At 46.0% G+C, this 25,986-nt stretch carries 19 protein-coding genes; 17 read left to right on the plus strand and 2 right to left on the minus strand.

Translation table 11 applies throughout. The annotated features are described in order from the left end of the window. Positions 1-49: 49 nt before the first annotated feature. The 5 genes from HQ865_RS05245 (at position 50) to HQ865_RS05265 (ending at position 4,899) form a co-directional block, all read left to right on the plus strand. Positions 50-475 (plus strand): DUF1801 domain-containing protein, encoded by a 426-nt coding sequence (locus HQ865_RS05245; protein WP_173413876.1) that lies wholly within the window; start codon positions 50-52, stop codon positions 473-475. Positions 476-724: 249 nt separating this feature from the next. Then, positions 725-1,828, plus strand: a complete 1,104-nt coding sequence (locus HQ865_RS05250) for a hypothetical protein (protein ID WP_173413877.1) — start codon at positions 725-727, stop codon at positions 1,826-1,828. Continuing rightward, on the plus strand, positions 1,812-2,930 hold the full coding sequence (locus tag HQ865_RS05255; protein ID WP_173413878.1) for a hypothetical protein: 1,119 nt from the start codon (positions 1,812-1,814) through the stop codon (positions 2,928-2,930). Before HQ865_RS05250 ends, HQ865_RS05255 begins: the two co-directional genes overlap by 17 nt. 168 nt (positions 2,931-3,098) lie before the next feature. Beyond that, a complete protein-coding gene (locus tag HQ865_RS05260; RefSeq protein ID WP_173413879.1) occupies positions 3,099-3,806 on the plus strand; it encodes an RNA ligase family protein in 708 nt (235 codons plus the stop codon). Continuing rightward, the gene (locus HQ865_RS05265; RefSeq protein WP_173413880.1) at positions 3,793-4,899 is read left to right on the plus strand and encodes an AAA family ATPase; all 1,107 of its coding nucleotides are present in this window, start codon (positions 3,793-3,795) and stop codon (positions 4,897-4,899) included. The genes HQ865_RS05260 and HQ865_RS05265 overlap by 14 nt, the downstream gene beginning before the upstream one ends. A 192-nt stretch (positions 4,900-5,091) precedes the next feature. Here HQ865_RS05265 and HQ865_RS05270 read toward each other — a convergent pair whose 3' ends face one another. Next, positions 5,092-6,618 (minus strand): IS1182 family transposase, encoded by a 1,527-nt coding sequence (locus HQ865_RS05270; RefSeq protein WP_173413881.1) that lies wholly within the window; start codon positions 6,616-6,618, stop codon positions 5,092-5,094. A gap of 476 nt (positions 6,619-7,094) precedes the next feature. On the opposite strand from HQ865_RS05270, the gene pxpB reads away from it, so the two are divergent. From pxpB to HQ865_RS05330, 12 genes are all read left to right on the plus strand, one after another. Further along, a complete protein-coding gene (pxpB, locus tag HQ865_RS05275) occupies positions 7,095-7,814 on the plus strand; it encodes a 5-oxoprolinase subunit PxpB (protein WP_173413882.1) in 720 nt (239 codons plus the stop codon). After that, entirely contained in the window at positions 7,811-8,806 is a 996-nt protein-coding gene (locus HQ865_RS05280) for a 5-oxoprolinase subunit C family protein (protein WP_237073750.1), read from the plus strand. Before pxpB ends, HQ865_RS05280 begins: the two co-directional genes overlap by 4 nt. A 5-nt stretch (positions 8,807-8,811) precedes the next feature. Next, a complete protein-coding gene (locus HQ865_RS05285; protein WP_173413883.1) occupies positions 8,812-9,576 on the plus strand; it encodes a 5-oxoprolinase subunit PxpA in 765 nt (254 codons plus the stop codon). Further along, a complete protein-coding gene (locus HQ865_RS05290; protein WP_173413884.1) occupies positions 9,573-10,757 on the plus strand; it encodes an NRAMP family divalent metal transporter in 1,185 nt (394 codons plus the stop codon). The genes HQ865_RS05285 and HQ865_RS05290 overlap by 4 nt, the downstream gene beginning before the upstream one ends. Positions 10,758-10,764: 7 nt before the next feature. Further along, positions 10,765-13,359: a M1 family aminopeptidase gene (locus HQ865_RS05295; RefSeq protein ID WP_173413885.1), complete on the plus strand. Its 2,595-nt coding sequence runs from the start codon at positions 10,765-10,767 to the stop codon at positions 13,357-13,359. 402 nt (positions 13,360-13,761) lie between these two features. Next, positions 13,762-14,328, plus strand: a complete 567-nt coding sequence (locus HQ865_RS05300) for an RNA polymerase sigma-70 factor (RefSeq protein ID WP_173413886.1) — start codon at positions 13,762-13,764, stop codon at positions 14,326-14,328. A gap of 108 nt (positions 14,329-14,436) precedes the next feature. Then, on the plus strand, positions 14,437-15,588 hold the full coding sequence (locus HQ865_RS05305) for a FecR family protein (RefSeq protein ID WP_173413887.1): 1,152 nt from the start codon (positions 14,437-14,439) through the stop codon (positions 15,586-15,588). A 274-nt stretch (positions 15,589-15,862) separates the two neighbouring features. After that, a complete protein-coding gene (locus tag HQ865_RS05310) occupies positions 15,863-19,369 on the plus strand; it encodes a SusC/RagA family TonB-linked outer membrane protein (protein ID WP_173413888.1) in 3,507 nt (1,168 codons plus the stop codon). A gap of 43 nt (positions 19,370-19,412) precedes the next feature. Beyond that, positions 19,413-20,897, plus strand: a complete 1,485-nt coding sequence (locus HQ865_RS05315) for a RagB/SusD family nutrient uptake outer membrane protein (RefSeq protein ID WP_173413889.1) — start codon at positions 19,413-19,415, stop codon at positions 20,895-20,897. Positions 20,898-20,916: 19 nt separating this feature from the next. Further along, the gene (locus tag HQ865_RS05320) at positions 20,917-22,674 is read left to right on the plus strand and encodes a redoxin family protein (RefSeq protein WP_173413890.1); all 1,758 of its coding nucleotides are present in this window, start codon (positions 20,917-20,919) and stop codon (positions 22,672-22,674) included. Between the two features lie 30 nt (positions 22,675-22,704). Continuing rightward, the gene (locus HQ865_RS05325; protein WP_173413891.1) at positions 22,705-24,234 is read left to right on the plus strand and encodes a TlpA disulfide reductase family protein; all 1,530 of its coding nucleotides are present in this window, start codon (positions 22,705-22,707) and stop codon (positions 24,232-24,234) included. 57 nt (positions 24,235-24,291) lie between these two features. After that, on the plus strand, positions 24,292-24,741 hold the full coding sequence (locus tag HQ865_RS05330; RefSeq protein WP_173413892.1) for a protein-disulfide reductase DsbD domain-containing protein: 450 nt from the start codon (positions 24,292-24,294) through the stop codon (positions 24,739-24,741). A 171-nt stretch (positions 24,742-24,912) separates the two neighbouring features. On the opposite strand, the gene HQ865_RS05335 is transcribed toward HQ865_RS05330, so the two are convergent. Beyond that, a complete protein-coding gene (locus HQ865_RS05335) occupies positions 24,913-25,788 on the minus strand; it encodes an AraC family transcriptional regulator (protein WP_173413893.1) in 876 nt (291 codons plus the stop codon). Positions 25,789-25,986: the final 198 nt, after the last annotated feature.

Consider the following 25,986-nt stretch of genomic DNA (forward strand, 5'->3'; position numbering starts at 1 on the left):
TCTTCGCAATTAATTTATAAATTGGTGTGCAAATTTATCCCGATCACTCATGGCCAAAAACACCAACAAAACCCAACAAACCGAAGAACCGGTATCCGCAATTCTTGATGCCAAAGTACCCGACCCGCAGGAGCGTAAGGATTGCGACACCCTGATTGCTATTATGGAAAAGGTAACCGGTTACCCGGCCAAAATGTGGGGACCGGCCATTGTTGGTTTCGATAGCTATCATTATAAATACGAGAGTGGTCGCGAGGGCGATATGTGTCTCATTGGTTTCTCGCCACGTAAGGGGAAATTTAGCCTGTATATTCTGCGTGGTTTTGACGGCCAGCAGGAATTACTGGATAAACTGGGCAAACACAAAGTGGAGGGCAGTTGCCTGCACTTTAAAAAAATAAGTGATGTAGATACCGATGTGCTTGAAGAACTTTGCCGCCGGTCGACAGCGCATATGCGTAACGCGCATCAATAAAACACCTTTTAACCACAAAGATCACAGAGGTTTTTACAGAGGGCACAGAGAAAAAATCATTGTTGAATTTTTAAAATCTCTGTGTACGCTGTGTTTCTTTCTCTGTGCCCTCTGTGCTTAATCTCACGAGACGCATAAAGCTGTAACTAATTGACTATAAACTTGCAATTGCGGCCAACCCTGTGTTATATTTGTTCGTAATGCTATAAAGCTTTAAACCAGGCTGCTAACCATTAAACATCATTCGATATGAAAAAGACATTTCTTTTTGGCGCTGCCGCTTTGGCGAGTGTGCTGTTGTTTGCGGGCATTAACCATAAACCGGCCCTGCCTTACGGTTTCACCACCGGCACCCCCGAAATTAAATCCATCACGGCGCTAACCTTTGGTCCTACCGGCGTATTGTTTATCGGCGATTCGCAAAACGCCGAGGTATTTGCTGTGGATACTAAGGATAGCAAGAAGATGGCCGCCAAAGCCTATGATGTAAAAAATATTGACGAAAAAATAGCCGGCGCTTTGGGTACTACTAAAGATAATATCACCATTACCGATATGGCGGTTAATCCCGTATCTAAAAAGCTTTACATCGGCGTTAAAAGTGCCGATGGTACACCGGTATTGCTGGTCATGACTGCCGATAACGACATCAAGCCGCTATCGCTGAAGGACGTAAACTTCTCGGCTGTTGAACTGAATGACGTGCCTGCTGCCGATGCTAAAGACCGCCGCGGACAGCAATTGCGCATCTCCTCTATATCAGACATTGGCTTTGCCGATGGTAAGCTGATGGTGAGCGGCTTGTGCAACAAGGAGTTCAGCTCTTCGTTCCGCAGCATTAGCTTCCCATTTACCGGCAAACAGGAGGACGAATCTACCCTGGAGATGTATCACACTTCGCATGGCAGGTACGAAACAACTTCGCCTATCCGCACCTTTACCACTGCCGAGCTTGACGGCAAAAAATATATGGTGGCCAGTTATACCTGCACTCCGCTGGTGCTGTTCCCAATGGACGAGTTGAAACCTGGTGCGCACGTGAAAGGCCGCACCATTGCCGAAATGGGCAACCAAAATACCCCGTCGGATATGATTTGGCTGAAGACCGATAAAAACTACCTGGTGATGGCCAACAGCAACCGCCCGGCCGTTAAGGTAAGTTATGATGATATAAAAAACTTCCAGGGATCGTTAACTCAACAAATGCCAACCTTTGGCGGCACCAACTTTATCAAACTGCCTTACGAAAAGGTACTGCAGTTGGATAAACTTGACGATGGACGTGCTGTAGTGATGCAACGCCAGGCTAATGGTGAGGTTGATCTTTGGACATCTGATGGAAAGAATATATAAACCCTTTTGGTTTAAAAATGCCGGGCTATACATAAGGTATGGCCTGGCATTTTTTTTATTTACCATTGTCGCGGCTTGTAAGCGCAGCCCTGAAAAGATAGAGCTTGTTTGGGCGCATGATGTTGCAGTGGCCATCACTATTCCTAAACAAATGCTAAAGGATGCTTCGGTACTGCGGGCAGCGCATTCGGTAAAAGTAGTACTGGCTAACAGGGATAGCAGGTTGGGTATTTTGGGCGATTTTACTACAGATGACGGCACCGTAGTATTCAAACCTGTAATTCCCCTGTCGCGGGGTTTAAGCTATGATATTTGGCAGGATGGAAGGCTGGTAGGTACTATTGCTGTGCCTTTGGCAAAGGGGGCACTGCCTGTGGTTGCCGCCGTTTATCCTGAAGCCGATACCGTACCCGAAAACCTGCTGAAGATCTATATCCGCTTCTCGCACCCGATGCGCACGGGCATGGTGCTTGATTATGTTTACCTGCTGGATAAAAACCGGGATACCATGAAGCGCGTTTTCCTGAACCTGCAACCCGAATTATGGGATAAGTTGAGTAGAACGGTTACCTTATGGCTTGATCCCGGGCGTATCAAGCGCGATTTGGTGCTGAACCGCCAGTTGGGTAATCCGCTAAAAAAAATGCAGAGTTACCAGTTGGTCATTAGCGGCGATTGGAAGGATGAACGGGGATTGCCGCTGGGCAGGGATTACATTAAGCGATTTACTGTAGCAGAACGGGATAGCGTGATCCCTGATATCAGCAAATGGCAGCTAACAAGCCCTAAAGCCGGGAGCAAAGATGTGCTTAAGATAACAACCGGCGAACCGCTTGACCACTTCCTGTTATATGATTCTGCTTATATAATTGATGATCACGGAGCGGAGCTGCAAGGCGACGTTAGCGTTGGTGCTAAAGATAAAGTATGGCTATTTGCCCCCAAAGGCGAATGGGATACCGGGCGGTACCGGTTAAAAGTGTACTCGCGCCTTGAAGACCTGGCCGGCAATAACCTGAACCGTGTTTTCGACAGGGATATCCGTAAAGATAAGCAGCAAAATAAGGATTATTTTGTGCGGGAGTTTGAGGTAGGGAACTGATTGACAAAATATTAATCACCAGCTTGTTAAAGAATTTTATATATTTGCCTTGAAAAAACGCTTTAAGTTTTGAGCCATGTAATCGCCAGCGCATAAATCTAATTTATGATCTTTCCCACCCCAGGGAAGGAAGCGATAATCTATTTTCTTATTTGATCTTAAAAAAACATGGCTATATCACAAAAATATGGTCGTACCTATCATTATCCGTTTTCGCCCGGCACCACCAGCGACGACCGCATAGCGCACGACTATTGGGAGCATATACAATGCATCCCAAACATTATACATACCGAAAAACTGGATGGCGAGAATAATTGCCTCTCTAAAAACGGCGTATTTGCCCGATCGCACGCTGCGCCAACCACCTCCGCGTGGACGGAAAGTCTGCGGCGATTTTGGCAATTGGTTAGGAATGACCTGGGCGACCTGGAGGTTTTCGGTGAGAACCTGTATGCAGTCCATTCTATCGAATATCGTAAGCTGGAACATCACTTTTATGTGTTCGGTATACGCGAGCATGACCGCTGGTTAAACTGGGAGGAAACGCAATTCTATGCCCGTATGCTCGATCTGCCGACTGTTCCGGTCATTAAAACAGAAGCAGTGCCGACCGATCGCGGGGTTTTTGAAAAGGAGATGCTTAAACTGGTAAACGGACGCGGGGCGTTTGAACCTTATGATGTGTACGACCAAAGAGAGACGACAATAGAGGGCATCGTAAGCCGCAACGCTGATGATTATGCTGCCTCGGATTTTGCACAGAATGTATTTAAATATGTAAGAAAAGGGCACGTTAAAACCGACGAGCATTGGACCCGCAACTGGAAGCGGGCGGCCCTGGTAAACGAAGGGAGGAAAAATGTGGACCTTTAGCGAAAATAAAAACTGGCGCTACCTTGAAGATAAATTTGAATGGGTACGACGCATGAATGATGTGCCGCAGGATGACCGATACCATGCCGAGGGCAATGTGGCCATCCACACTCAGATGGTGCTGGAAGAGCTGCAAAGGGAAATCGGATATGAAGCATTGCCTGCCTGCGATAAAGAAATATTGTGGGCTGCCGCCTTATTGCACGATGTAGAGAAGTACAGCACTACGGTACTGGAAGCTGATGGAATTATTACATCTAACGGGCACGCCCGCAAAGGGGCGCAGTTTGCAAGGCAATTGCTTTATATGTCGCACCCGGCACCGTTTACTATTCGTGAGCAGGTGGTAGGGTTGGTACGCCATCATGGCTTGCCAATATGGATATTTGAAAAGCCCGACCCGTTAAAGGCATTGGTAAAGGCAAGCATGGAAGTTAACACTCAATGGCTGGCCCTGCTGGCCCGTGCCGATATACTGGGTCGGATTTGCACTGACCAGGACGAGATGCTGTATCGGATAGATTGCTTTGAAGCCTTTTGCCAGGAGAATAATTGCTGGGGCAGTGCCCGCCAGTTCAGTACCGCGCCGGCAAAAATATATTACATGCAGCACGATGATGCTTATGTTGATTACGAGCCCTTTGAGCAGCCCGCTGTAGAGGTTGTTTTAATGAGCGGACTACCCGGCGCCGGAAAGGATAGTTATATTAAAAAGCATTATAAAGATTGGCCGGTGATATCGCTTGATGACATCCGTGAAGAAAACGATATCTCGCCGACAGATAAAACAGGTAACGGGCAGGTAATACAGGAAGCAAAGGAGCGGGCGCGGGTTTACCTGCGTAAACAGCAGCCATTTGTATGGAACGCAACCAACACAACCAGCCAGATGCGTATGCAGCTTATTGATCTGTTTACAACTTATAAGGCTAGCATGACCGTTGTTTATGTAGAGGTACCTTATCAAAATCTACATAATCAAAATAAAGACCGGGACGCGGTAGTGCCGGTAGTAGTTTTAGACAGACTGGCGCACAAATTGGAAGTGCCGGCCTTATGGGAGGCGCATAAAGTTATTTATCACACCAGTTAATTTGTAGAGGCAGATAATTATCTGCCTCCCGGATCGCAAATGCTAAAAGAGGCCGTCTCATAAGTCAATTATGAGGCGGTTTTTTCGTTGATGCCGATTTAGATGAGTTATTAGGAAAGCGGGACTGTATCAGCCTGCTTTCGATTTTTTGAGTTGGTTCAGGTGTTTTTATCGGATAAAAAGCCTTTTTTATCAGGCTTTCCACTTTCTGAGGTTATGTGCGATGGATAATAACCCTATTTCGACCTCGGTTTTGGACATTCCCTTCAGCAGGAATCGCCTGAAGCCGTGATTATGCTTCAGGTTGGCGAACACCGGTTCGACATCTGCGGGCCGTCGCTTTCGGTATTTGATGCCCTGTTCGGTATTCAATCTTTCTTTCGCTATCTGCTTGTGTATTCTAAGGCTGTGGTTGATCTCCACCACGCGGTTACCGGCTGCTTGGTGACAAACGCCCCGCATGGGGCAGTTTTCACAATTCTGCGCCTGATAGCGGCTGATCAGTTGCACATAGCCGGATGTGGAGACCCGCTGCCCGGTGCCGATATGCTGCATGTGTTGTCCCATCGGACATACCAGGTAATCTTCCTGTTCATTATAGTGCAAACTGTCATTACCGAATGCTTTGATGCCTTTATTTTGTTCCTGGTCGAACGTGTTGTATTTGATATAAGCTTCAATGCCTTTTTGCTGTAATACGCCATAGTTCTCGTCCGAACCGTAGCCCGCATCGGCCACTACCGCTTTTGGAAGTGCATGATATAAAGTTTCGTATTGTTCGATGTGTGATGGAAGGGTCTGGTAATCGGTTGTGGTTTGGTGCAGGCTATAGTTCAAGATGAACTGCTCCTGGGTGGAGATCTGCAGATTGTATCCGGGTTTAAGCTGCCCGTTCAGCATAGGGTCTTCTTTCATCCGCATGAAGGTGGCACCCGGGTCGGTCTTCGAAAAGCTGTTGCGACCGCCTAACAGCTTTTCCTGCTCGTCATACCGGGCCAGGTTCTCCGGCCAGTGCTTTTTGGCATAGTTCAGCTTCTGCCTTACTTTCTTATCGACATCTTCCTTATCGTCCAGGGCGGCGTTGATCTTTGAGATCGTTTCTTTTACTTTTTCCGGGTTGATCTCGCTGTATTCCAGCGGTGCGGTGTCTTTAAGTTCTTCGGCAGCGATGGTTTGCGCATAACTCCACAGTTCATCCAATTGGGCTTTCATCTTCTCCTTGCTGTTCTTAATGCTTTTGCCCCATACAAAAGTGTACTTGTTCGCTACCGATTCGATCTTGGTACCATCGGTAAAAACAGCTTCTTTCAGCGAGACGATACCTTCCTGCTGTAATAACAATACGATCTGTGAGAAGATCTCCTTTAAAACACCCGACAGCTTCTCGCTCCGGAAACGGTTGATGGTATTGTGATCAGGCTTTTTCATGCCTAAAAGCCACATGAAATGTACATTCTGCGCGGCCTGGTCTTCCAACTTCCGTGAAGAATACGTGTTGGTCAGATAACCGTAGATCAGCAGCTTGAGCATCAGCCGCGGATGAAAGCTGGATGCCCCGCCGCCTTTATACTTGCGGTTAATCGGTTTAACATCTACCTGATCGACCACCTTCGATACAATACGTACCGGATGACCCTGCGGTACCAGTTCCTCCAGTTTATACGGTAAAAAGGTTAACTGGTCAGGATCATATTCCTTAAAGACTACTTTTCCTCCCATGCCTTTAAGTTACTGAAAATTACGCTCAAAAACAAAGAGGCTGCCTCGCTTTTGAGACAGCCTCTTGTTTTTTGGCGGGAAGAACGGAAATCTATTAGAAGATGTGTAAGAGATTTTGATAGACTTTGCTGACAAACCCGAGAGCTTGTACCGGAGAGAGCCGAAAATTTGTATGCCCTAACAAAACGCTCCGAAATTGATCTGTGCTCATCTTAAAATGAAAATAAAATGGATAACTGTACAAATTGCTAAATAATTTTCGGTTTTACAGGGTAACTATTGATTGATAGATGATGCTATTTTAATTTTACATGCCGTGTTGATTTACAGCTAATAGCGTTTTGAATATAATTACTGTTCAATAGGTATAAAAACTATTGGCCAATATTTCATAATGTAAACGGCAGCAACTAACCAATTAAATATCGCAGCCGGGTGCGTGTTAGTCTCATAAAGGTTCGGGCAGCCAACGATAAATGATAAAGACATCAGCCTATACAGGTTATCAATTAAATGAGCAAGCAGTTACTCTAAATTTCGGGAACGAAATTAGTGAAGAACTGCTTGCATTGATCACCCGTGCGGGGCATTTACTAAATGCAAAACCATTCCCCGGGTTTCGTTCCATAGTTCCCGCATATACTACGTTAAGTGTCTTTTTTGACCCTATTGCTTTGTTGAACAGTATACTCCCAGGGCATGACTGCTTAACTAAGATATCCATGTATTTGGAAAACCAGTTGAAACAACCCGCAGACAGCAGTGAAAACAAAGGCCGGGATATGATTATCCCCGTATTATATGGTAGCGAATACGGGCCCGACCTGGAAGAACTGGCACAAAGACATGGCCTGCGGCCTGAAGCGGTTACGGCCATGCACACCGAAGTTTGCTACACCGTTTACATGATCGGTTTTACACCTGGATTCGCCTACCTGGGTGGTTTAGACGAGCGACTTTTTTCACCAAGAAAAGATACACCCCGGTCAAAAGTCCCGGCCGGTTCGGTGGGAATTGCCGGTATGCAGACCGGCATATATCCTTTTGCTACCCCCGGCGGCTGGCAGATCATCGGCCGCACGCCACTGAAAATGTTCGACCCGGAACGGGAGCAACCAGCCTTATTACAGGCGGGTGATAAAGTTTCTTTTAAAGCTATCGACGAGGAAACCTTTTACCGCCTGTTAAGCACATGATGCGTTTTACCATACATAAAACCGGTTTACTGGCAACTGTGCAAGACCTTGGGCGCGAAGCTTATCTTGCCCAGGCTGTCCCGCATTCAGGTACTATGGATACGCTTTCGGCACGTATTGCTAATATCGCGCTGGGTAATAAACAAACGGATGCGGTCATTGAGTTTACTTATGCAGGCGCTTCGCTACATGCTGATACAGATATGCTGATCGCTTATGCAGGCGACGGCGCACTTTTATATGCAGATCAGCAATTGATCAAGCCGGAGCGGCCGGTATTTATTCCTGCGGGTACGGTTCTTCATTTGAAGACAGGACTCGCCGGTTGCCGCACTTATCTGGCCATTGCTGGTGGTGTTGATGTGCCTGAGGTTTTACAGAGCCGCAGCACTTATCTTCCCGCAGCACTCGGTGGTTTGGATGGCAGGGCGTTAAAGCCGGATGATGTAATGATGGGTAATCCGGGCATATCTTCTGTAACACAAAAAATATTTGATCAGTTAAAAGGAGGCAAGATCAGCACCACTCGCTGGAGCCTGCCCCGGAAAAAAATATTGCCGGTTGATGATGGCACTATCTGCCTCGTTCGTGGGCCGGAGTATGGCTGGTTCAAACAAGCAGATGCTGATATGCTGTGGGCGTCACCATTCCGATTAGGGCAGCGCAGCGACCGGATGGGCTATCATCTGGAAGGGGCTGCGATCAGTCGTGAAACAGACCGGGAACTGCTTTCAACTTGCGTGGTCCCCGGAACCATACAGGTAACCGGCAATGGTGGAATGATCATGCTAATGGCTGATTGCCAGACCACCGGCGGTTACCCGCGCATAGCACAGGTGGCGGCAGTACATTTACCGCTGTGTGCGCAGTTAAAACCGGGCGACCAGCTGAGGTTCAGTGAAATTACATGGGAGCTGGCGATGGAAATGTATATCAAAAGTGAACAGGAAATAGACGATCTTGCAAAAGCGGTAGCCAACCAATATTTATAACAGATATGCAATACATAGACATTAACTGCGATATGGGCGAGGCCTTTGGCAACTATGCCATGCCCAATGATGAGTTATTGATGCAATACATTACTTCGGCCAATATTGCTTGTGGTTTCCACGCGGGCGATGCGGAGGTGATGCAGCGTACGGTAGCCCTGGCCCTGAAGCACGGCGTAGCCATCGGCGCGCACCCGGGGTTACCCGATCTGCAGGGCTTTGGCCGCCGCAACATGGCCATCAACGCCTGTGAAGCTTACCAGCTGACGCTTTACCAGGTGGGGGCCTTGTATGGTTTTGTAAAGGCAGCCGGCGCTAAATTGCACCATGTAAAACCGCACGGCGCGCTTTACAACATGGCTGCGAAGGATGCCGGTTTGTCGCTGGCCATCGCGCAGGCGGTGAAAGATATGGATGCATCGCTGATCCTGTACGGTTTGGCGGGTAGCGAGATGATAACGGCGGCAAAGCAGATCGGCCTGGCTACGGCATCGGAAGTATTTGCCGACCGTACTTACCAGTCTGATGGTTCGCTTACCCCGCGCTCACAGCCTAACGCGCTGATAGGGAACGAAGAAGATGCCATTGCGCAGGTATTGATGATGGTGAAGCAGCAACAAGTAGTAGCCGTATCAGGCGAAGCAGTTACTTTAAAAGCCGATACCTTATGCATCCACGGCGATGGCGCGCATGCTGTTGACTTTGCCAAAACCATTAATCAACGATTAAAGAACGAGGGTATTATCCTGCAGGCACCGGTATCAGCATGAGTAAAAAAACAAATTGGAGTGTACTGACCGGAGCGGCGTTCCTGATGGCCTCATCTGCCATCGGTCCGGGGTTTTTAACGCAAACGGCCGTATTTACGCAGCAACTTGGCGCCAGTTTCGGTTTCGTGATCTTGCTGTCGGTACTGCTTGATGCCATAGCCCAGCTTAATGTTTGGCGAATCATTGCGGTAGCCGATAAACCCGCGCAGGATATCGCTAACAAGGTGTTCCCGGGCTTGGGCTACCTGCTATCGTTCCTGGTGTTTTTGGGTGGACTGGCCTTTAACATCGGTAATATTGCCGGCGCGGGCCTGGGCCTCAATGTATTGTTTGGCGTTAGCGTAGGGCAAGGCGCTATTATGAGCGCCATTGTAGCCATTGGTATCTTTATCTATAAGGAAGCCGGTAAGGCGATGGATCTTTTTGCCAAAACCATGGGCTTGCTCAAGATCGGCCTCGCGCTGTATGTGGCTTATATCAGCAGCCCGCCCCTGGCCGAGGCCGCAGCGCGTTCGGTTAGCCCTACGCAATTCAGCTTTACAGCGGTGCTTACCATTGTGGGCGGCACAGTTGGCGGCTATATCACTTTTGCCGGTGCCCACCGACTGCTGGATGCCGGGCAAGGTGGCCGGGAGAATTTACCAGCCGTTAATAAAGGCGCGCTGAGCGCTATTGGTTTAGCTTCGCTGATGCGATTATTACTCTTTATTGCCGCGCTGGGTGTCATCAGCGCCGGGCATGTGCTTAATCCCGATAACCCCGCGGCCTCGGTATTTCAACTGGCTATCGGCAATTTTGGCTACAAGGTGTTTGGTTTGGTTATCTGGGCTGCCGGGATCTCTTCGGTGGTTGGCTCGGCTTATACCTCGGTTTCATTTATCAAAACCTTTCACCCGTTTATACAAAAGTTTAACCGCTACATCATTATCGTTTTTATCAGCATTTCCTGCGTTATATTCGAGATAGTAGGTAAACCCGTAAAAACATTGGTAACGGTTGGCACTATCAATGGTTTTATCCTGCCGCTGGCTTTGGGGGTGATGTTGGTAGCGGCCTATCGCCAAAATATCATCGGCGGATATAAACAGCCCTGGTGGCTTACGGCTTTAGGAGCGGCTGTAGTCCTCACCATGACCTGGATGAGCGCCGGCGCGATCATGCAAATGTTCAGCACAAAATAAATTAGGCATGAAGAGATCTTTTTTAATTATAGGATTAGGGCTGATTACCGCTGTGGCATATGCGCAGCAAAAACAGATACCCGTTGAACCCGGCGTATCCAGACAACTGGCCGAATACCGCCGCTCAGTCATCGGTGATATCCATTATCATTTGGCTATTGATATCCCGCGGGAAAAGGACAAGCCGGTAACCGGCATATCGGGCATCCGGTTCGACCTTAGATATGTAACGGAAAACCTACAAATAGATTTTAAGCAGCCTGCTGATCATATTCGAAAAATTGAGGTGTTGGGGCATGACGGTAATCTCCCGGTTATTGCCGAGAATGAGCATATCATTATCGATAAAAAATACCTGCATACCGGCGAAAATTTTATCAGCATTAAATTTATCGCGGGCGATGCTTCCTTAAACCGTAATACCGATTATTTGTACGCCCTTTTCGTGCCTGACCATGCCCGTACGGTTTTCCCTTGCTTTGATCAGCCTGATCTGAAGGCCAAATTTTTGCTGGCACTTACCGTACCTAACGATTGGCATGTTTTAGCTAATGGGCTGATGCAAACAATACCTGCGCCTAAAACAACCGGCGAGCATACCGAATATTTCTTTAATGAGACCGATAAACTGCCAACCTATCTTTTTTCGTTCACTGCCGGTAAGTATACCACCATCCATAAAACCATAGCGGGGCATGATGCGGAGTTTTTGTACAGGGAAACAGATACGGCTAAGATCCGCTTCAGTACCGATGCCATTTTTAAAAGCCATGAGAATGCTATTGATTTTTTACAAGAATGGACTGGCATTCCCTTTCCGTTTCAAAAGGTTGGTTTTGTAGCGATACCTGACTTTCAGTTTGGCGGGATGGAACACCCGGGCGAGGTGCAGTACAAGGCGTCAAGCTTGTTTTTAGATGCAGGGGCCACCAAGGATCAGGTGATTGCCCGCACTAACCTCATATCGCACGAAACGGCGCACATGTGGTTTGGCGATTTGGTGACCATGCGCTGGTTTAACGATGTGTGGATGAAGGAGGTGTTTGCCAATTTTATGGCCGATAAGATAACCGGCGCGGAAATGGGAAAAGAAGTTTTCGACCTTAAGTTTTTGCAGGATCATTACCCGGCAGCTTACGGTGTTGATCGTACCGAGGGAAGCCACCCGATCCGTCAATCGTTAGATAATTTGCAGGATGCCGGTTCGCTTTACGGCAACATTATTTACCACAAAGCCCCAATTATGATGCGGCAGTTGGAAATGATGATGGGAGAGGAGAACTTTCAAAAAGGTGTACGTGATTACCTGAAAAAGTATGCTTACAGCAATGCTACCTGGCCCGATCTTATTGCTGAGCTATGCAAATATACCCATAAAGATATCCGCGCCTGGAACAGGGTATGGGTAGACCAGCCCGGTCGCCCGGTGTTCGGACAGACGATAACTTATCGTAACGGAAAGATCGCCGCTATGACCATTACGCAGCACCCCGAGCGTGGCGCAGCACGCGTATGGCCGCAAGCGTTTAGCATTACACTGGTTTACGGCGATCATGAAAAAATCATACCTGTGAGTATCCAGGGGCAAAGTGTAAACGTTAGCGCTGCGATTGGTTTGGCCAAGCCAAATTACATATTGTTTAATTCGAACGGGATTGGTTATGGTGTGTTCCCGATGGATAAAAGCATAACCCGCGAATGGTACGATTGGAAAAGCCCGGTAAGGCGCGCTTCGGCCTATATTAATGCTTACGAACACATGCTTTCGGCAAAAACATTTCGTCCTGGTGAATTGATCCGGCTGTTTACCGGAGGCATAGGACGTGAAGAAAACGAAATGAACCTGCGCCTGATCACCGGGTATATCAGCACCATATACTGGACATTCCTGACACCCGCGCAACGGGATGCCTACCATAACGAACTGGAGCAAAGCTTGTGGGCGGCCATGCAAAAGCAACAACAGGGAAATAACAAGAAGATACTATTTAAAACATACCAGGATGTTTATATAGGTAAGGAAGCCGGCGAACGCATTTACAGTATATGGAAAGCGCAACACGCGCCCGATGGCGTGAAGCTTAATGAGGATGATTATACTTCAATGGCGCTTTCCATCGCTCTGAAAAATGATACCGCCACGCATGTGCTACTACAGCAAACAGCCCGCATCACCAATGCCGATCGCAAGGCCCGGTTAGCCTGGCTTTCATCAGCGCTTTCGCCTGATGTTAACATACGCGATGCTTTTTTTGCATCGCTTAGCGAACGTAAGAACCGCGAGAAAGAAGCTTGGGTAGTTACAGCAGTTGGTTATCTGCATCATCCGCTAAGACAGAGCACGTCAATAAAATATCTGCCTAAAAGCCTTGACCTGCTACAGGAGATCAAGCAGACCGGCGATATCTTTTTCCCGCAATCATGGCTGGGGGCTACATTTGGTAACTACCAGTCGCCACAGGCATGGGCCGTGGTTAACGATTTTCTTAAGGGCCACCCGGGCTATGACACTAAATTGCGTGATAAACTATTGCAGGCTACAGATAATTTAAGACGTGCGAAAATTATCCTGGCATTGAAAACTGTAGATGAAAAAAATTAGAAAATTGTAGAAATATATAGCTTGATAATGCGGCCGGACCTGATATTTTGAGAGGTTATCCCTCCCCCAAAACTTTAAGATACTATCCGCACACAACAGGAGTATTTTAATAAAAACAATGTTCGGAAGTACCAGCAAGTGAAATATTCAAACAACTCCATCATAATAATCAATACAAAAAAGATGAATGCAAGGTTCCTGAGAAATCGATTATAGCCCTTTTAAACCTACCTGTTGATAATAAATGGCGTGGTAATGAATCCCCGGCGGCATTTAAATATAAAAACCTTAATTTACTCTTCTAAAATTTGTATGTGCGAAAGGCAGCTATCTGTTTAAAATTAACATTATATTAACTTTATTGGCTGCGATTTAATACATTCGTGTATTAAACTATTTGTTGTGTCAAATCTGTACGCTCTTTCCGATTTGGAACTGCTTTCCTTATTAAGGACGGGAGATGCTACAGCCTTTACCGAGATATATAACCGCCACTGGAAGTTCTTGTTTACAGCCGCCAACAACGCCTTACATCATCGGTCTGATTGTATGGATGTTTGCCAGTCTGTGTTTATGTGGCTTTGGGAAAACCGCGAACAAATTGAAGTAAAAACCAATCTGCAGGCTTATTTATACACCGCCGTTAAATACAAAATTGCTAACCTGATTAGACAGGGCAAAGTGCGCGAAACTTTATTGGACAACGTGCTGGCTGCCGATATCCGTGCCGAAGAACGTTTGGACCTGGAGGTGAAAGAACTTAAAAGCTTTATTTCGCAATTAGTGCAGGAACTCCCCGAAAAATGCCGCGAAGTTTTTTTATTAAGCCGTGATGAACGATTAAGCCATCGCCAGATATCCGAACGTTTGGGTATCTCCGAAAAAACGGTTGACGATCATATTACCCGCGCGCTAAAAAAACTGCGCGTTCCGCTGAGTCGCCTGAGTAGCATATTCTTGATGTTATGATATTTTGTCTTTGATTAACAGTTGATTATATAATTTCACTAAATTTTTTTCATAACGGGCAGGTGTTAGGGCTTGCAAATGTGCCTTACTAATAACTGCACATCAGTTATGAATAAAGAATTGTTTCAAAATTTAATAAGCAAGGTTGAAAACGGAACCGCTACCGATGAGGAGTTGAGCCGTTATAATGCTTATATGAACCGTTTGGCCCCGGCCCAAACTTCGGCCGGTACAGATATTGGCGACGAAGAAGCCGTACGTAACGAGTTATGGCAAGCCATACAAAATGCTACAACACCTGCTCCAAGGGTTATCAAATGGCCGCGCTTGCTGGGCGTAGCGGCTGTACTACTGCTGGGTGTAGCCATCGGGGTAAAATTTTTAATGCCGGCCTTAAAACCCGAAAATAAATGGCACGCGCAGATAGACCATGATATCAAGCCCATTGGCAACAGTGCTACGCTAACACTTTCGGGAGGCAGAAAAATTATTTTAACCAATGCTGCTAATGGTGTTTTGGCAATGCAACCAAACGCGGTGATACAACAGCCGGTGAGCGGACAGATCAGCTATAGCGGTAACGCAAAAAACATTGGCCCGCCCGTTTACGATACCCTTACCACACCAGCCGGCGGCGTTTATAGTTTAAAACTGGCTGATGGTACAATGGTATGGCTTAATGCCTCTACCTCGCTTACCTTCCCCGAAGCTTTTACCGGCACCCGCAGGGAGATACGGCTTTTACATGGTGAGGCTTATTTTGAGGTAGCCCACAAGGCTAACGCCCTTTTTGTAGTAAATACCCCAAAAGGATCTGTAGAAGATATTGGCACCCATTTCAACATTAATGCCTATCCAGATGAACCCGTGGAGAAAACAACCCTGCTGGAAGGCAGTGTGCGTGTAGGAACATCCTATTATGCACGTGCGGTGCTGGTTCCGGGGCAGCAGGCGCAGCTTAATAGTTCCACAATAAAACCGCTAACTGTAACCGACGATTTTGATATGGACGAAGCCATGGCCTGGAAAAACGGCTTGTTTGTATTTAACAACGAAAAGCTGGGCAGCATTATGCAGAAGATAAGCAGCTGGTACAACGTGAAGATAGCTTACAAAAGCGAAGCTGTGAAGAACGAAGTTTTTTTAGGCAGCGTATCCCGCTTCAAAAATGTTTCGGAAGTAATGGAGATGCTTGAGCGAACCGGAAACATCCATTTTGAGTTGAAGAATAACGTAATTTTAATAAAGCCCAAACAATAATTAACCTTAAAAAAACCAACATTTGCCTATGACAGATCATTGACCATCTCCATGACTTAAGGCTAAAAACAAAAAAGCCAGGAGTGCTACCAACACGCCCGGCTCAATTTCTGTAGCCTGAAGAATTATTGCGCTAACAACATTTTCCATTCACTAAACAGAACTCCAAATGTATAAAACTTATACACAAATTGTATATGGGCTGAAATGCCATTGGTATAAAATAAAACAGTCCATTCCAAGGGTTGATAAAACAGTTAAAAAGCAACTGCTCATGAATTTAAAGTTAACCACTGCGCTGTTGATCCTTACTATCTTACGGGTAAGTGCAAACACGTTTGCCCAGCAGGTTACCTTAAAAAAAGATAATATATCGCTAAGCCAATTGTTTAAAGAGATCCGTAAACAAACGGGCTACAACTTCTTGTTATCGGCAGAGAATATTGACAGGGCCGGGCGCGTAAGTGTTGATTTTAAAAACGCGCAGTTGAACGAGATACTGGATAAGGTGCTGCAGGGCAGGTCGCTGAATTATACCATTGAAAAGAAAACCATCCTGATCTCGGCCGCCCCAAAATCATTCCTTGATGAGCTGATCGATTACTTCAGGCAGATAAACGTACACGGCAAGGTGGTTGACGAAACAGGGCAGCCGATGCCGGGCGCCAGCATAAAGCTGAAGCTGGGCACCCAGGTTACCGTAGCTAATGCCACCGGCGAGTTCTTTATAGCTAATGTAGATGATAAGGATTCTGTCACCATCACCTTCACGGGTTACCAGCCATTGCGCCTGCCAGCAAAGGCTGAAATGGGCACGCTTAGCATGCGCCCAGTTACCGAAGCGCTTAAGGAAGTTACCGTAAGTACTGGTTACCAAAGCTTATTGAAGGAGCGCGCGCCGGGTTCATTTGTACAAGTAACCCAGGAGGTATTGGCAAACCGCCCGGTTTCAAACTTATCTACCGCCTTACAAGGTATGGTTGCCGGTATGCAGGGTAAGGAAAATGCCGATGGTTCGGTATCTTTCCTCATCAGGGGGAGTAGTTCCATTTATGCTGAAAGGGCGCCGCTTGTTGTGGTGGATGGTTTTCCGCTTAATAAAAATGACTTCTCTGCCATCAACCCTAACGATATTGAATCGGTTACGGTGCTGAAGGATGCCGCAGCCGCTTCTATCTGGGGTGCACGTGCTGCTAATGGCGTAGTAGTGGTGGTAACCAAGAAGGCAAAAAATGGTAAAGCAGGTTTAAATATTGATGCAAGCGTATTTACCCGCATATCAAAGCTAACCGACCTGAACCAGTTGATCCCTAACGCTACCTCGGCCGAGCAGGTTGCCTACGAAAAAATGGCGTTTACTAACAGGTGGGTATTTAATGAGTATGCCGGATCGTTTCCTTCTGATCTGGGAAAACCCCTTACACTGGCCCAGGAACTGCTGTATGCCAACAAGAACGGCAAGCTAAGCACTGCTGCTATGAATGCCAGTTTAGATAGCTTAAGCAAGATCAATAATCAAAGCCAGATTAGTGATCTGTTGCTGCGCAGGGCGGTACTTAGCCAGTATAATGTAAGTTTTTCCCAAGCTACCGATAGATCAAGGTCTTATGCTTCATTGTTGTTTGAAGACAATAAAACACGCTACCAGGGCACCGGCTACAACCGTTATGCCATGAATTTTAACAACGAATACAAATTAGCTAAGTACCTTACGTTTAACTTTGGTTTGTATTTACAATATAACAAACAAAGCAACAGCGGCGCGAATGTTGGCGAACTGCAAACCTTATCGCCTTATGAAACATTGCTGAACCCTAACGGAAGTTATTCGGTTAATCTTAATACTTATAATAGAGAGGTATTGTCCAGCCTGCCATTAAACAACTTCCCATATTCCGATCTGAGCTATAACCTGCTGCGCGAAACGAGAGGACGGAAGTGGGGTTACCAGGACTATACGGCCAGGATACAAACTGGTTTTAATATCAAAATTATTCCCGGGCTTACCTTCGATACTAAAATACAGTACGAACGCGGCAAAACCGAAACTGATAATTATTATACTGATGATACTTTTTACGCGCGCAGTATGGTTGACCAAAACACCGAATATACTGCGGCTACAAAAACCGTGGGCAGGCAGTTTTTACCTAAGGGCGGTATAGATCAAAGCAATAATAATAATGTAACTAATTACGTATTCCGTAACCAGCTTAATTTTGTAAAAGACCTGGGCGCAAAACACAACATCAATGCTATTGCCGGTATGGAGGTTTCACAGTTCCGTACCGATGCTCGCAGCAACCCATGGTTGTATGGTTACTATCCTGATAAACTGCAGTCTACCGTGCCGCCTTATGGTTACGGCAGTTCGGTTGATCAGTTTGTGGGGATCACTGGTACAGCCACCACATTATCGGGCGGCACCACGGGGCTTACCTATAACTTAGATCGTTACGTTTCATACTACGCTAACGCTTCATATACTTATGATCGCAAGTACACCCTTTCGGGTAGTATCCGTAATGATGCATCAAACTTTATTACCAAAATCCCTTCACTACGCTGGGAGCCGCTATGGTCGGTAGGTGGTTTGTGGAATATCAAGGAAGAAAATTTTGCCCAAAACATCAATTGGGTTGATAGGCTAAGCCTGCGCTTAACACATGGCCGCAACGGTAACGTTGAAAAATCAACATCTACCAATACCTTATTGGCTGTATCAACATCGCCAAGCACTACTACCGGTACCATTACCGCGTCGATATCTGATAATGGTAACCCAACCTTGCGCTGGGAAAAAACAACCACCACCAACCTGGGTATAGATTACGTATTGTTTAAAGGCAAGCTGAGCGGCAAAATAGACCTGTACAATAGGATAGGTACCGATATTACCGGTACCATCGCGCTGCCCGCAGCTACAGGCACTACCAGCCAAAGGTTTAACAATGCCGGTATAACTAACCGCGGTATCGAAGTAGAGTTGGGCACCCAGGTTAAAATACCAGGCACACCTGTTACCTACAATACCTCATTTAACTACGCCTACAACAAGAACGTGGTAAATAATTTGTACTACCCAGCTTTGTATGCTTACCAAATGGTGGATATACCTAACGCTGTGGTGCAGGGCCGCCCAATTAACCCGGTATACTCATTCACTTATAACGGCACCATAGCCGGTGTACCCCAGGTTTTAGGCCCTAACGGCGCCTCAACCACTATGAATAGTGCTGCCCTGCTTAATACCGGCCTGGGCCTGCAGTTCTTGAATTACGAAGGCACAGCCACACCGCCGCACACCGCGGGTTGGTATAGCACCTTTGGTTATAAGAATTTCAATGTTTCGGTATTGTTCATCGGTAAATTTGGTGGTGTATATCGTAACAATACCTTTAACTACGCTTCAGCTTCTGTTGGGTCGTTTAAAACAGTTGTCAACAACTACATATCAGATGTTTATGCCGGTCGTACAGATATCCCGCCGTTTGCAAATGCCAACGAAACTCAATTATACCTGTGGGACCGCTATGTACCTTACCTGAGCGGTTTAGTAGAAAGTTCATCTTATATTGAGTGTAAAGAAGTGATGCTGAACTATAACCTGCCCCAATCGGTACTAAGCAAAGTTAAAATGCGCAATGTTAAGGTATTTGCCGAACTAAGAGACCTGGGACTGATATGGGCAGCCAACAAAAAAGGCTACAACCCCGATTGGCTGCCGGGTACCGACAGGCCATTGGCTACCTACACTTTTGGAGTTAACATAGGGTTTTAATGGATAACGCCGCTTTAACAAAGCCGTTAAAAACACTAACAAAATGAAAAAATTAAACATAATGATATTGATGCTGACGTTAATTTCGCTGGCATCGTGCAAAAAATACCTTGAAGAGCCAAACAAGATCCAAACCGATATTAAAACGGTCGATCAGTTGCAGGCATTAATAGATAACGTAAGTGGCGGGCCTGCTTTTAGCTACGAAGGCCATAACGCCACGGCAACCTATTCTACCGATGATACGGAGGTTACAATGGATCTGTATAAAAACAACCCGAACGCCGTTTCTATCGCCAATTTGTATTACTACATTTTTGATGTGGATAATGTGATAGGCGCTTCTACAGACGCTTTGTGGAATAACGAGTTTAAAAAGATATTCACGGCCAACGTTATCCTTGCTAATGTTGATAATGTAACCGGAGATGACGGAAGTAAAAAACGGGTAAAAGCCGACGCTTATTTTATAAGGGCCTACAGCTACTGGACACTGGTTAATTACTATTGTCTGCCTTATTCGCAAGCTAACTTAGGCTCCAAAGGTTTGCCGCTTAAAAAAACAACCGATTATTCAGAATCATTAAAACGTGCTACCCTGCAGGAAACCTATGACTTTATCATGTCTGATATCGGCCAGGCACAATCGTTGGTTACCTATACCGATGTACAGGCCGCGTTAAGATGGCGTGTAAGCAAGCCGGCCATTGATGCTTTCTTAAGCCGTTACTATTTGTTTACCGGCGATTATGACAAATGTATCCAATCTGCCAATAGCGCCTTAGCCACAACTACTGCAAAACTGGTTGACTTCAATACTATACCTGCCGGTAATCCGGCATCGTACAGTAATCCGGCCGCAACATTAAAATATTCGGCCTTAAACGATTACGTGGCAGCGAAGTTTTTTACTTGGGACGAGTTTTATTATACCCGCTTTACCTACACCAGTGCGCAATGGGATATCCCCAGTACCAATTTATTGGCGCTGTATGACCAGGCGAATGACCTGCGTTTCCAACTGCTGATGATAGCTAACGGTGGCCGCAGGTTCAGTGTGATCACCCCTGCACAATATCGTTACGATTATTTTAACGATGGCCGTTATTTACCAGCCGGGCCAACAGTAGCAGAAGTACTGCTGAACAAAGCGGAGGCATCGGCCCGTAAAGGTGATATGGCCAACGCGTTGATCGCCGTAAATACGCTGCGTGCAAAAAGGCTTAAAACTAATGTACCATTAACCGCGACCAGCGCCCCCAACGCGCTTACCCAAATATTGCAGGAGCGCCGCCGCGAGTTACCGTTCAGCTTCCGTTGGTTTGATATCCGTCGCTTTAGCGTAAATGAGGATCCAAGCGATGACGTAACCATTACCCGCACGTTTTTTAAAGTGGGTATAGGTACGGTAGATGTAAACACGGTACAAACATATACGCTGCCGGTTAAAAGCCCCCGCTATGCCGTGCCCATCAACGGTGTAGAGATCAATGCCAGTCAGGGACAGATTGAGCAGAATAGTTATTAACGTTTAATCAGATTACATCATGAAAATGAGATCAAAAATATACAAGGCAACTTTATTAGCTGCCTTGATCAGCGCCCCTGCAATGCAACTATTTGCACAGGCTAAAACAGCGGCCGCCCAGGGTGTTTCAGGCGACGCTAAGTTGTCGAAACTAAAAACTACTATCGAAGCGAACCCGAATGACATCAACTCGCTGCAAAGCTATTATGAGACTTTCCTGGAGGTTAACCCCGGGCACGAAAAAGACCTGGTTACCCAAATACAGGCCTGGGCCGATAAATTTCCGTCTGCGCCTTATTTCCCGATCTACTTAAAGCGGGCGGCGAAGCTGGCTGCAAGAACTACCGACAAAGTGGCACTTGATAAGTTAAAAAAAGCCGTAGAAGCCACACCCGACAGCATGAGCAGGCACGAAGCTTATATTGAAGCCATTGGCCCGGATAACCCCGATTTGATAACCCGGTACGATGCCCTGATGAAGGAGTTCCCCAAAAACGCGATGGTTCCGTATGCGCTGGCTAAGATGTATATAGACCAGGAAAGTCCCAAAGCCAAGCCTTACTTATTAAAAACGGTAGCCATCAACCCTAAATATGCCCAGGCATGGGCCGACCTGTGGATGGATGCCCAGCGCTGGGGCCATTTCAACGAGGGGTGGGAGTATATGAAGAAGGCTATCGCTGCCGACCCGACCAATCCATCGTACCAGTTTAGCTACGCTACCTCATTTATGGGATTGGATCAGAAAAAATTCATCGAACTAAGCTTTAAAATAGCAAAGGATTTTCCAAATTCCGAATACGCTGTGCGGGCGTTGGGTTACATGGCCACACGATCGGGTACTGCCGAAGAAAGGATCAAATGTTATCAAATGATCCACGATAACTTTCCGAAAGAAAAGGGCGTGAATTATATGACCTCTTATTTTGATGTTTTGATCGCTACCGATCCTGAAAAAGCTAAAGCGCTGGCTTCGGAAATGAAGGATGTAAAAGGCGCTAACGCCGCCAGTTGGACTGATCTTTCAACCCAAGCCGAATCGTTTATCCAGGGCAAAAAACTATTAGCTGAACATAAGCCAGCTGAAGCCCTGGCTGCTTTAAATAAAGTGAAATTAGGACGTTATTCTGCATTCGGCAATGAAAGCCTGTTATTGTTACAGGCTGATGCAACCGATCAGGCAGGCGACCACGCGGCAGCTTACGCTATGCTGATGAAGGTGTTTGTTAAAGATCCATCACCGGCCGTGCAGCCGGCCTTATACCAATATGGCCTGAAAGCCGGCAAAAACGAAACTGCGGTTAAAGCCGATATTTATGCCAACCTGGAAGCCACTGCCAAAGCAGCCACACCATTCACCTTGAAGAAGTATATTGGCGAAGGAAGTACTTCACTATCTGATTATAAAGGCAAAGTGATGCTGTTAACCTACTGGTTCCCGGGTTGCGGGCCTTGCAGGGGCGAAATGCCTTTCTTTGAAAACGTGGTAAGGCAGTATAAAACTAAACCGTTGGAATACGTAGGCATCAACATTGTAGCCGAGCAGGATGAATATGTGATCCCGTTCCATAACACCAGCGGTTTCAGCTTTACACCTTTGGCCGATTTTAAAGGAAGGGATAAAGGTAATCTTGATAACAGGAACGCCGCCCCGGTAAATTTTATAATCGATCAAAACGGACGCATCATCTTTAGCAATTTCAGTATCCATGCCGAAAATGAATCGCATTTAAAAATGATGATAGATCTGGTATTGAACTCACCTGCTAAGTCGTAGAAAATAGTGTTTAATTAAAATCATAAAGAGATGTTATTAAAAGCACGTATATCAGCCTTAATGCTGATGCTGGTATTGGCAGTGTTGCTTAAGCCAGCCTTTGCCCAGCGCAATAAAAGCGCCATAACAACCGATAAAGCCCTGCTTGAAAAGCTAAAGCAGGATGTAGAAGCCAATCCCGACAGCCTGAGCAAGCACAGCGCTTATATTAACGGTATGGGTTTAGAAAATCCCGCGCTGGTTGCCCAGTACGATGTATGGATGAAAAAGTTCCCTAAATCGGCCATGGTACCTTATGGTTTGGGTAAGGCTTATGTAGATGTGGAAAGCCCAAAGGCCAAACCATATCTGCTGAAAACCGTAGAGATAGACCCTAAGTTTACCGAAGGCTGGGGCGGCCTGTGGATAGATGCCGAACGCTGGGGCGATTTTAAGCTAAGCCGCGATTACCTGGCAAAAGCTGTAGCATCTAACCCGGCCAATGCCGATTATTCCTTTTACTATGCCTCATCGTTCAATAATTACGATCAGGATAAATGGCGTGATATGAGTTTGGCGGTAGCTAAAAAGTTCCCAGACAGCGAGCGCGGCGCGCAGGCGCTGTATTGGCTGGGTGAGCGGTCTACCACAACTGCCGATAAGCTTAAGTACTTCGAGTTGCTGCGTAACAGCTATTCGCCAGCCAAATTTAACTGGTCATCGTCGGGGATGAGTTCGTATTATAATTTATTGTTGAGTGTTGATCCTGGCAAAGCTTTGGCCCTGGCCCGGGATATGGAAAAAAATAGCAAGGATACCAAAACCTGGACCGGCTATATCGATCTGGCACAAAATGTTGCCGATGCCAAAAAACTATCGGGTGAGAAAAAGTACGAGGAAGCTATAGCCGCTTTAAACAAAGTAAAGCTGCCGCGTTACCTGTCGTTCAATAAAAACCTGTTGTTGCTCGTTGCCGAAAATACCGACAAGATGGGCAACACCAAAGGTGCTTACGATAACCTGATGGCCAGCTTTGTTAATGCCCCAACAGCACAGTTTATGAAAGCATTGGTGGTATACGGCGCTAAAATGGGTAAAAGCGAAGCCGATGTAAAGGCCGATATTTATAAAACCATGGACGATCACGCCAAGGATGCTACGCCATTCAGCCTTAAAAATTATTTCACCCAAGCCAATACTTCACTGGCCGATTATAAGGGCAGCGTAGTGCTGTTAACCTATTGGTTCCCGGGCTGTGGGCCATGCCGTGGTGAGTTCCCGCACTTTGAAAATGTGGTAAAGCAGTACAAAGGCAAATCGTTTAAATATGTAGGTATCAACATCGCGTCAGATCAAAACGACTATGTACTGCCGTTTATGAAAAGCAGTGGCTATAGCTTCACACCGTTAGAAGATGTAACCGGTCGGGTAAAAGGTAACCTTGACAATAAAAACGCGGCCCCGGTTAACTTTATGCTCGATCAGAATGGCCGTATTGTATTCGCAAATTTCAGGATAGACCAGGAAAACGAGGACGATCTGAAGCTGATGATCGACATGTTGTTAAATCATCGCGCCTAAAAACAAACAGGAGGGGAGGCGATCGCTTCCCCTCTTTTATCTACTTACAATAACAAAATGAAAAGAATACTTTTTACAATGCTGCTGTTATTCGTTGCCGGTTTAGTAAAAGCGCAGATAGAAAACCCCGTGAAATGGGCAGCCGGTGCCAAAAAGATCAGCAATACCGAAGCTATTATTATGCTGAAGGCTACTATTGATGATGGCTGGCACATCTACTCGCAAAAAAAGAACGATAACGGAGGCCCGGTTAGCACACGTTTTACCTTTACACCATCGGCAGATTATACCATAGTTGGCAACACTGCCGAACCGGAGCCAATTACCCGCTTTGAAGAATCGTTCAGCATGAATTTGAGTTTTTATGAGCACAGTGTTATTTTCCAGCAAAAAATCAAACTGAACAAACCGACTACGGTAATTAAAGGCACTATCAAATTTATGGTATGTAACGACGAAAAATGTTTACCACCCGATACTATTCCTTTTACAGCTATGGTTAAATAGTTTTGGAATTAAAAAAATAAGTGGATACCGACTTATTGATGAGACCCCTCCCTTATTAAACATGGGAGGGTTTTTATTATCAGATGCCGTCAATCCGTGTATCTGGCATGTTCCTTTCGCTCATTCACATCAACCCTGCTCAGGTCAGTTTCGATAGGTGTTGCAAGGCCGTTATATAAATACTCTTGTGCCCGAATAATTTTCGCGAAAATCCTTCGGGGTTGTGTTTTTACGGCGTTTAAATAACCGGTTAAAGTTAGACATATTGTTAAACCCGCATTTAAAAGCGATCTCGGCAATGGTATCGGTGGAGTTGATCAACATGCGGCTGGCGTGCCCGATGCGGATATCGTTAAGGCTATCTACAAAAGTCTTTCCCGTTTTCTTTTTAATAAAGCGGCTAAACGATACCTCTGGCATATTTATAAGCTGGGAAACTTCAGCCAGGCTGATCATCTGGCCGTAATTTTCGTTCAGATATTCAAACACCTTTTGTATTCGCCTGCTATTGTAGTTAATAGCATCAATGTTATTATGGGCATCAGATAAGGTAAGGGTGTTTCTGGAGGTGGAAAGGTCGTGCAAAATCGAGATCAGTTCCAGCACCGAATCAAAGCCCGTTTTTTTCGTCAGGGCGATTATCCTGGGTGCCATCATCTCAATGGTATCCCGTGAAAACAAGATGCCCAGTTGCGACCGTTCTAACATCCCTCGTATAAAACTAAGCTGATTTTTGCGCAATAACGAGTCGCTGAAAAGATCGTTGTGAAACTGTATGGTTACCTCTTTAATGTTTTCGCTTTTGCACTCGTGGTTAAACCAGCCATGGTGCAGGTTAGGCCCAACAAACACCAGTTCCAGGTCAGTTATTTTATCAATATGATTGCCGATGATGCGCTTTGCACCCTCGGCATTAATGATCAGGTTCAACTCATACTCATCATGATAGTGCAGCGGAAAATCAAACTGCTTTTTTTGTCTTGAGAAAAGTGTAAAGCAATCGCTTTGCGTAAGTGGAGTGATCTCCCTGATGATATTGGTTTTCATAATAATTGGGCGCCCTGCGGGCCTTCAATTTTAAATATAGGTTGCAATAAGTATAATGTAAAGCCCGGGGCCACTTTTTGTAATAAATGCATTATATTTTGCTATAAAAGTATTAACCAACCGCCCGGATTGCCCCTAATTTTGATCTTGTAAACCAATAATAAATTATTCTGCTTCCTATTGCCAATGCGCTTATAT

Source organism: Mucilaginibacter mali, assembly GCF_013283875.1.
GTDB classification, from domain to species: Bacteria; Bacteroidota; Bacteroidia; order Sphingobacteriales; family Sphingobacteriaceae; genus Mucilaginibacter; species Mucilaginibacter mali.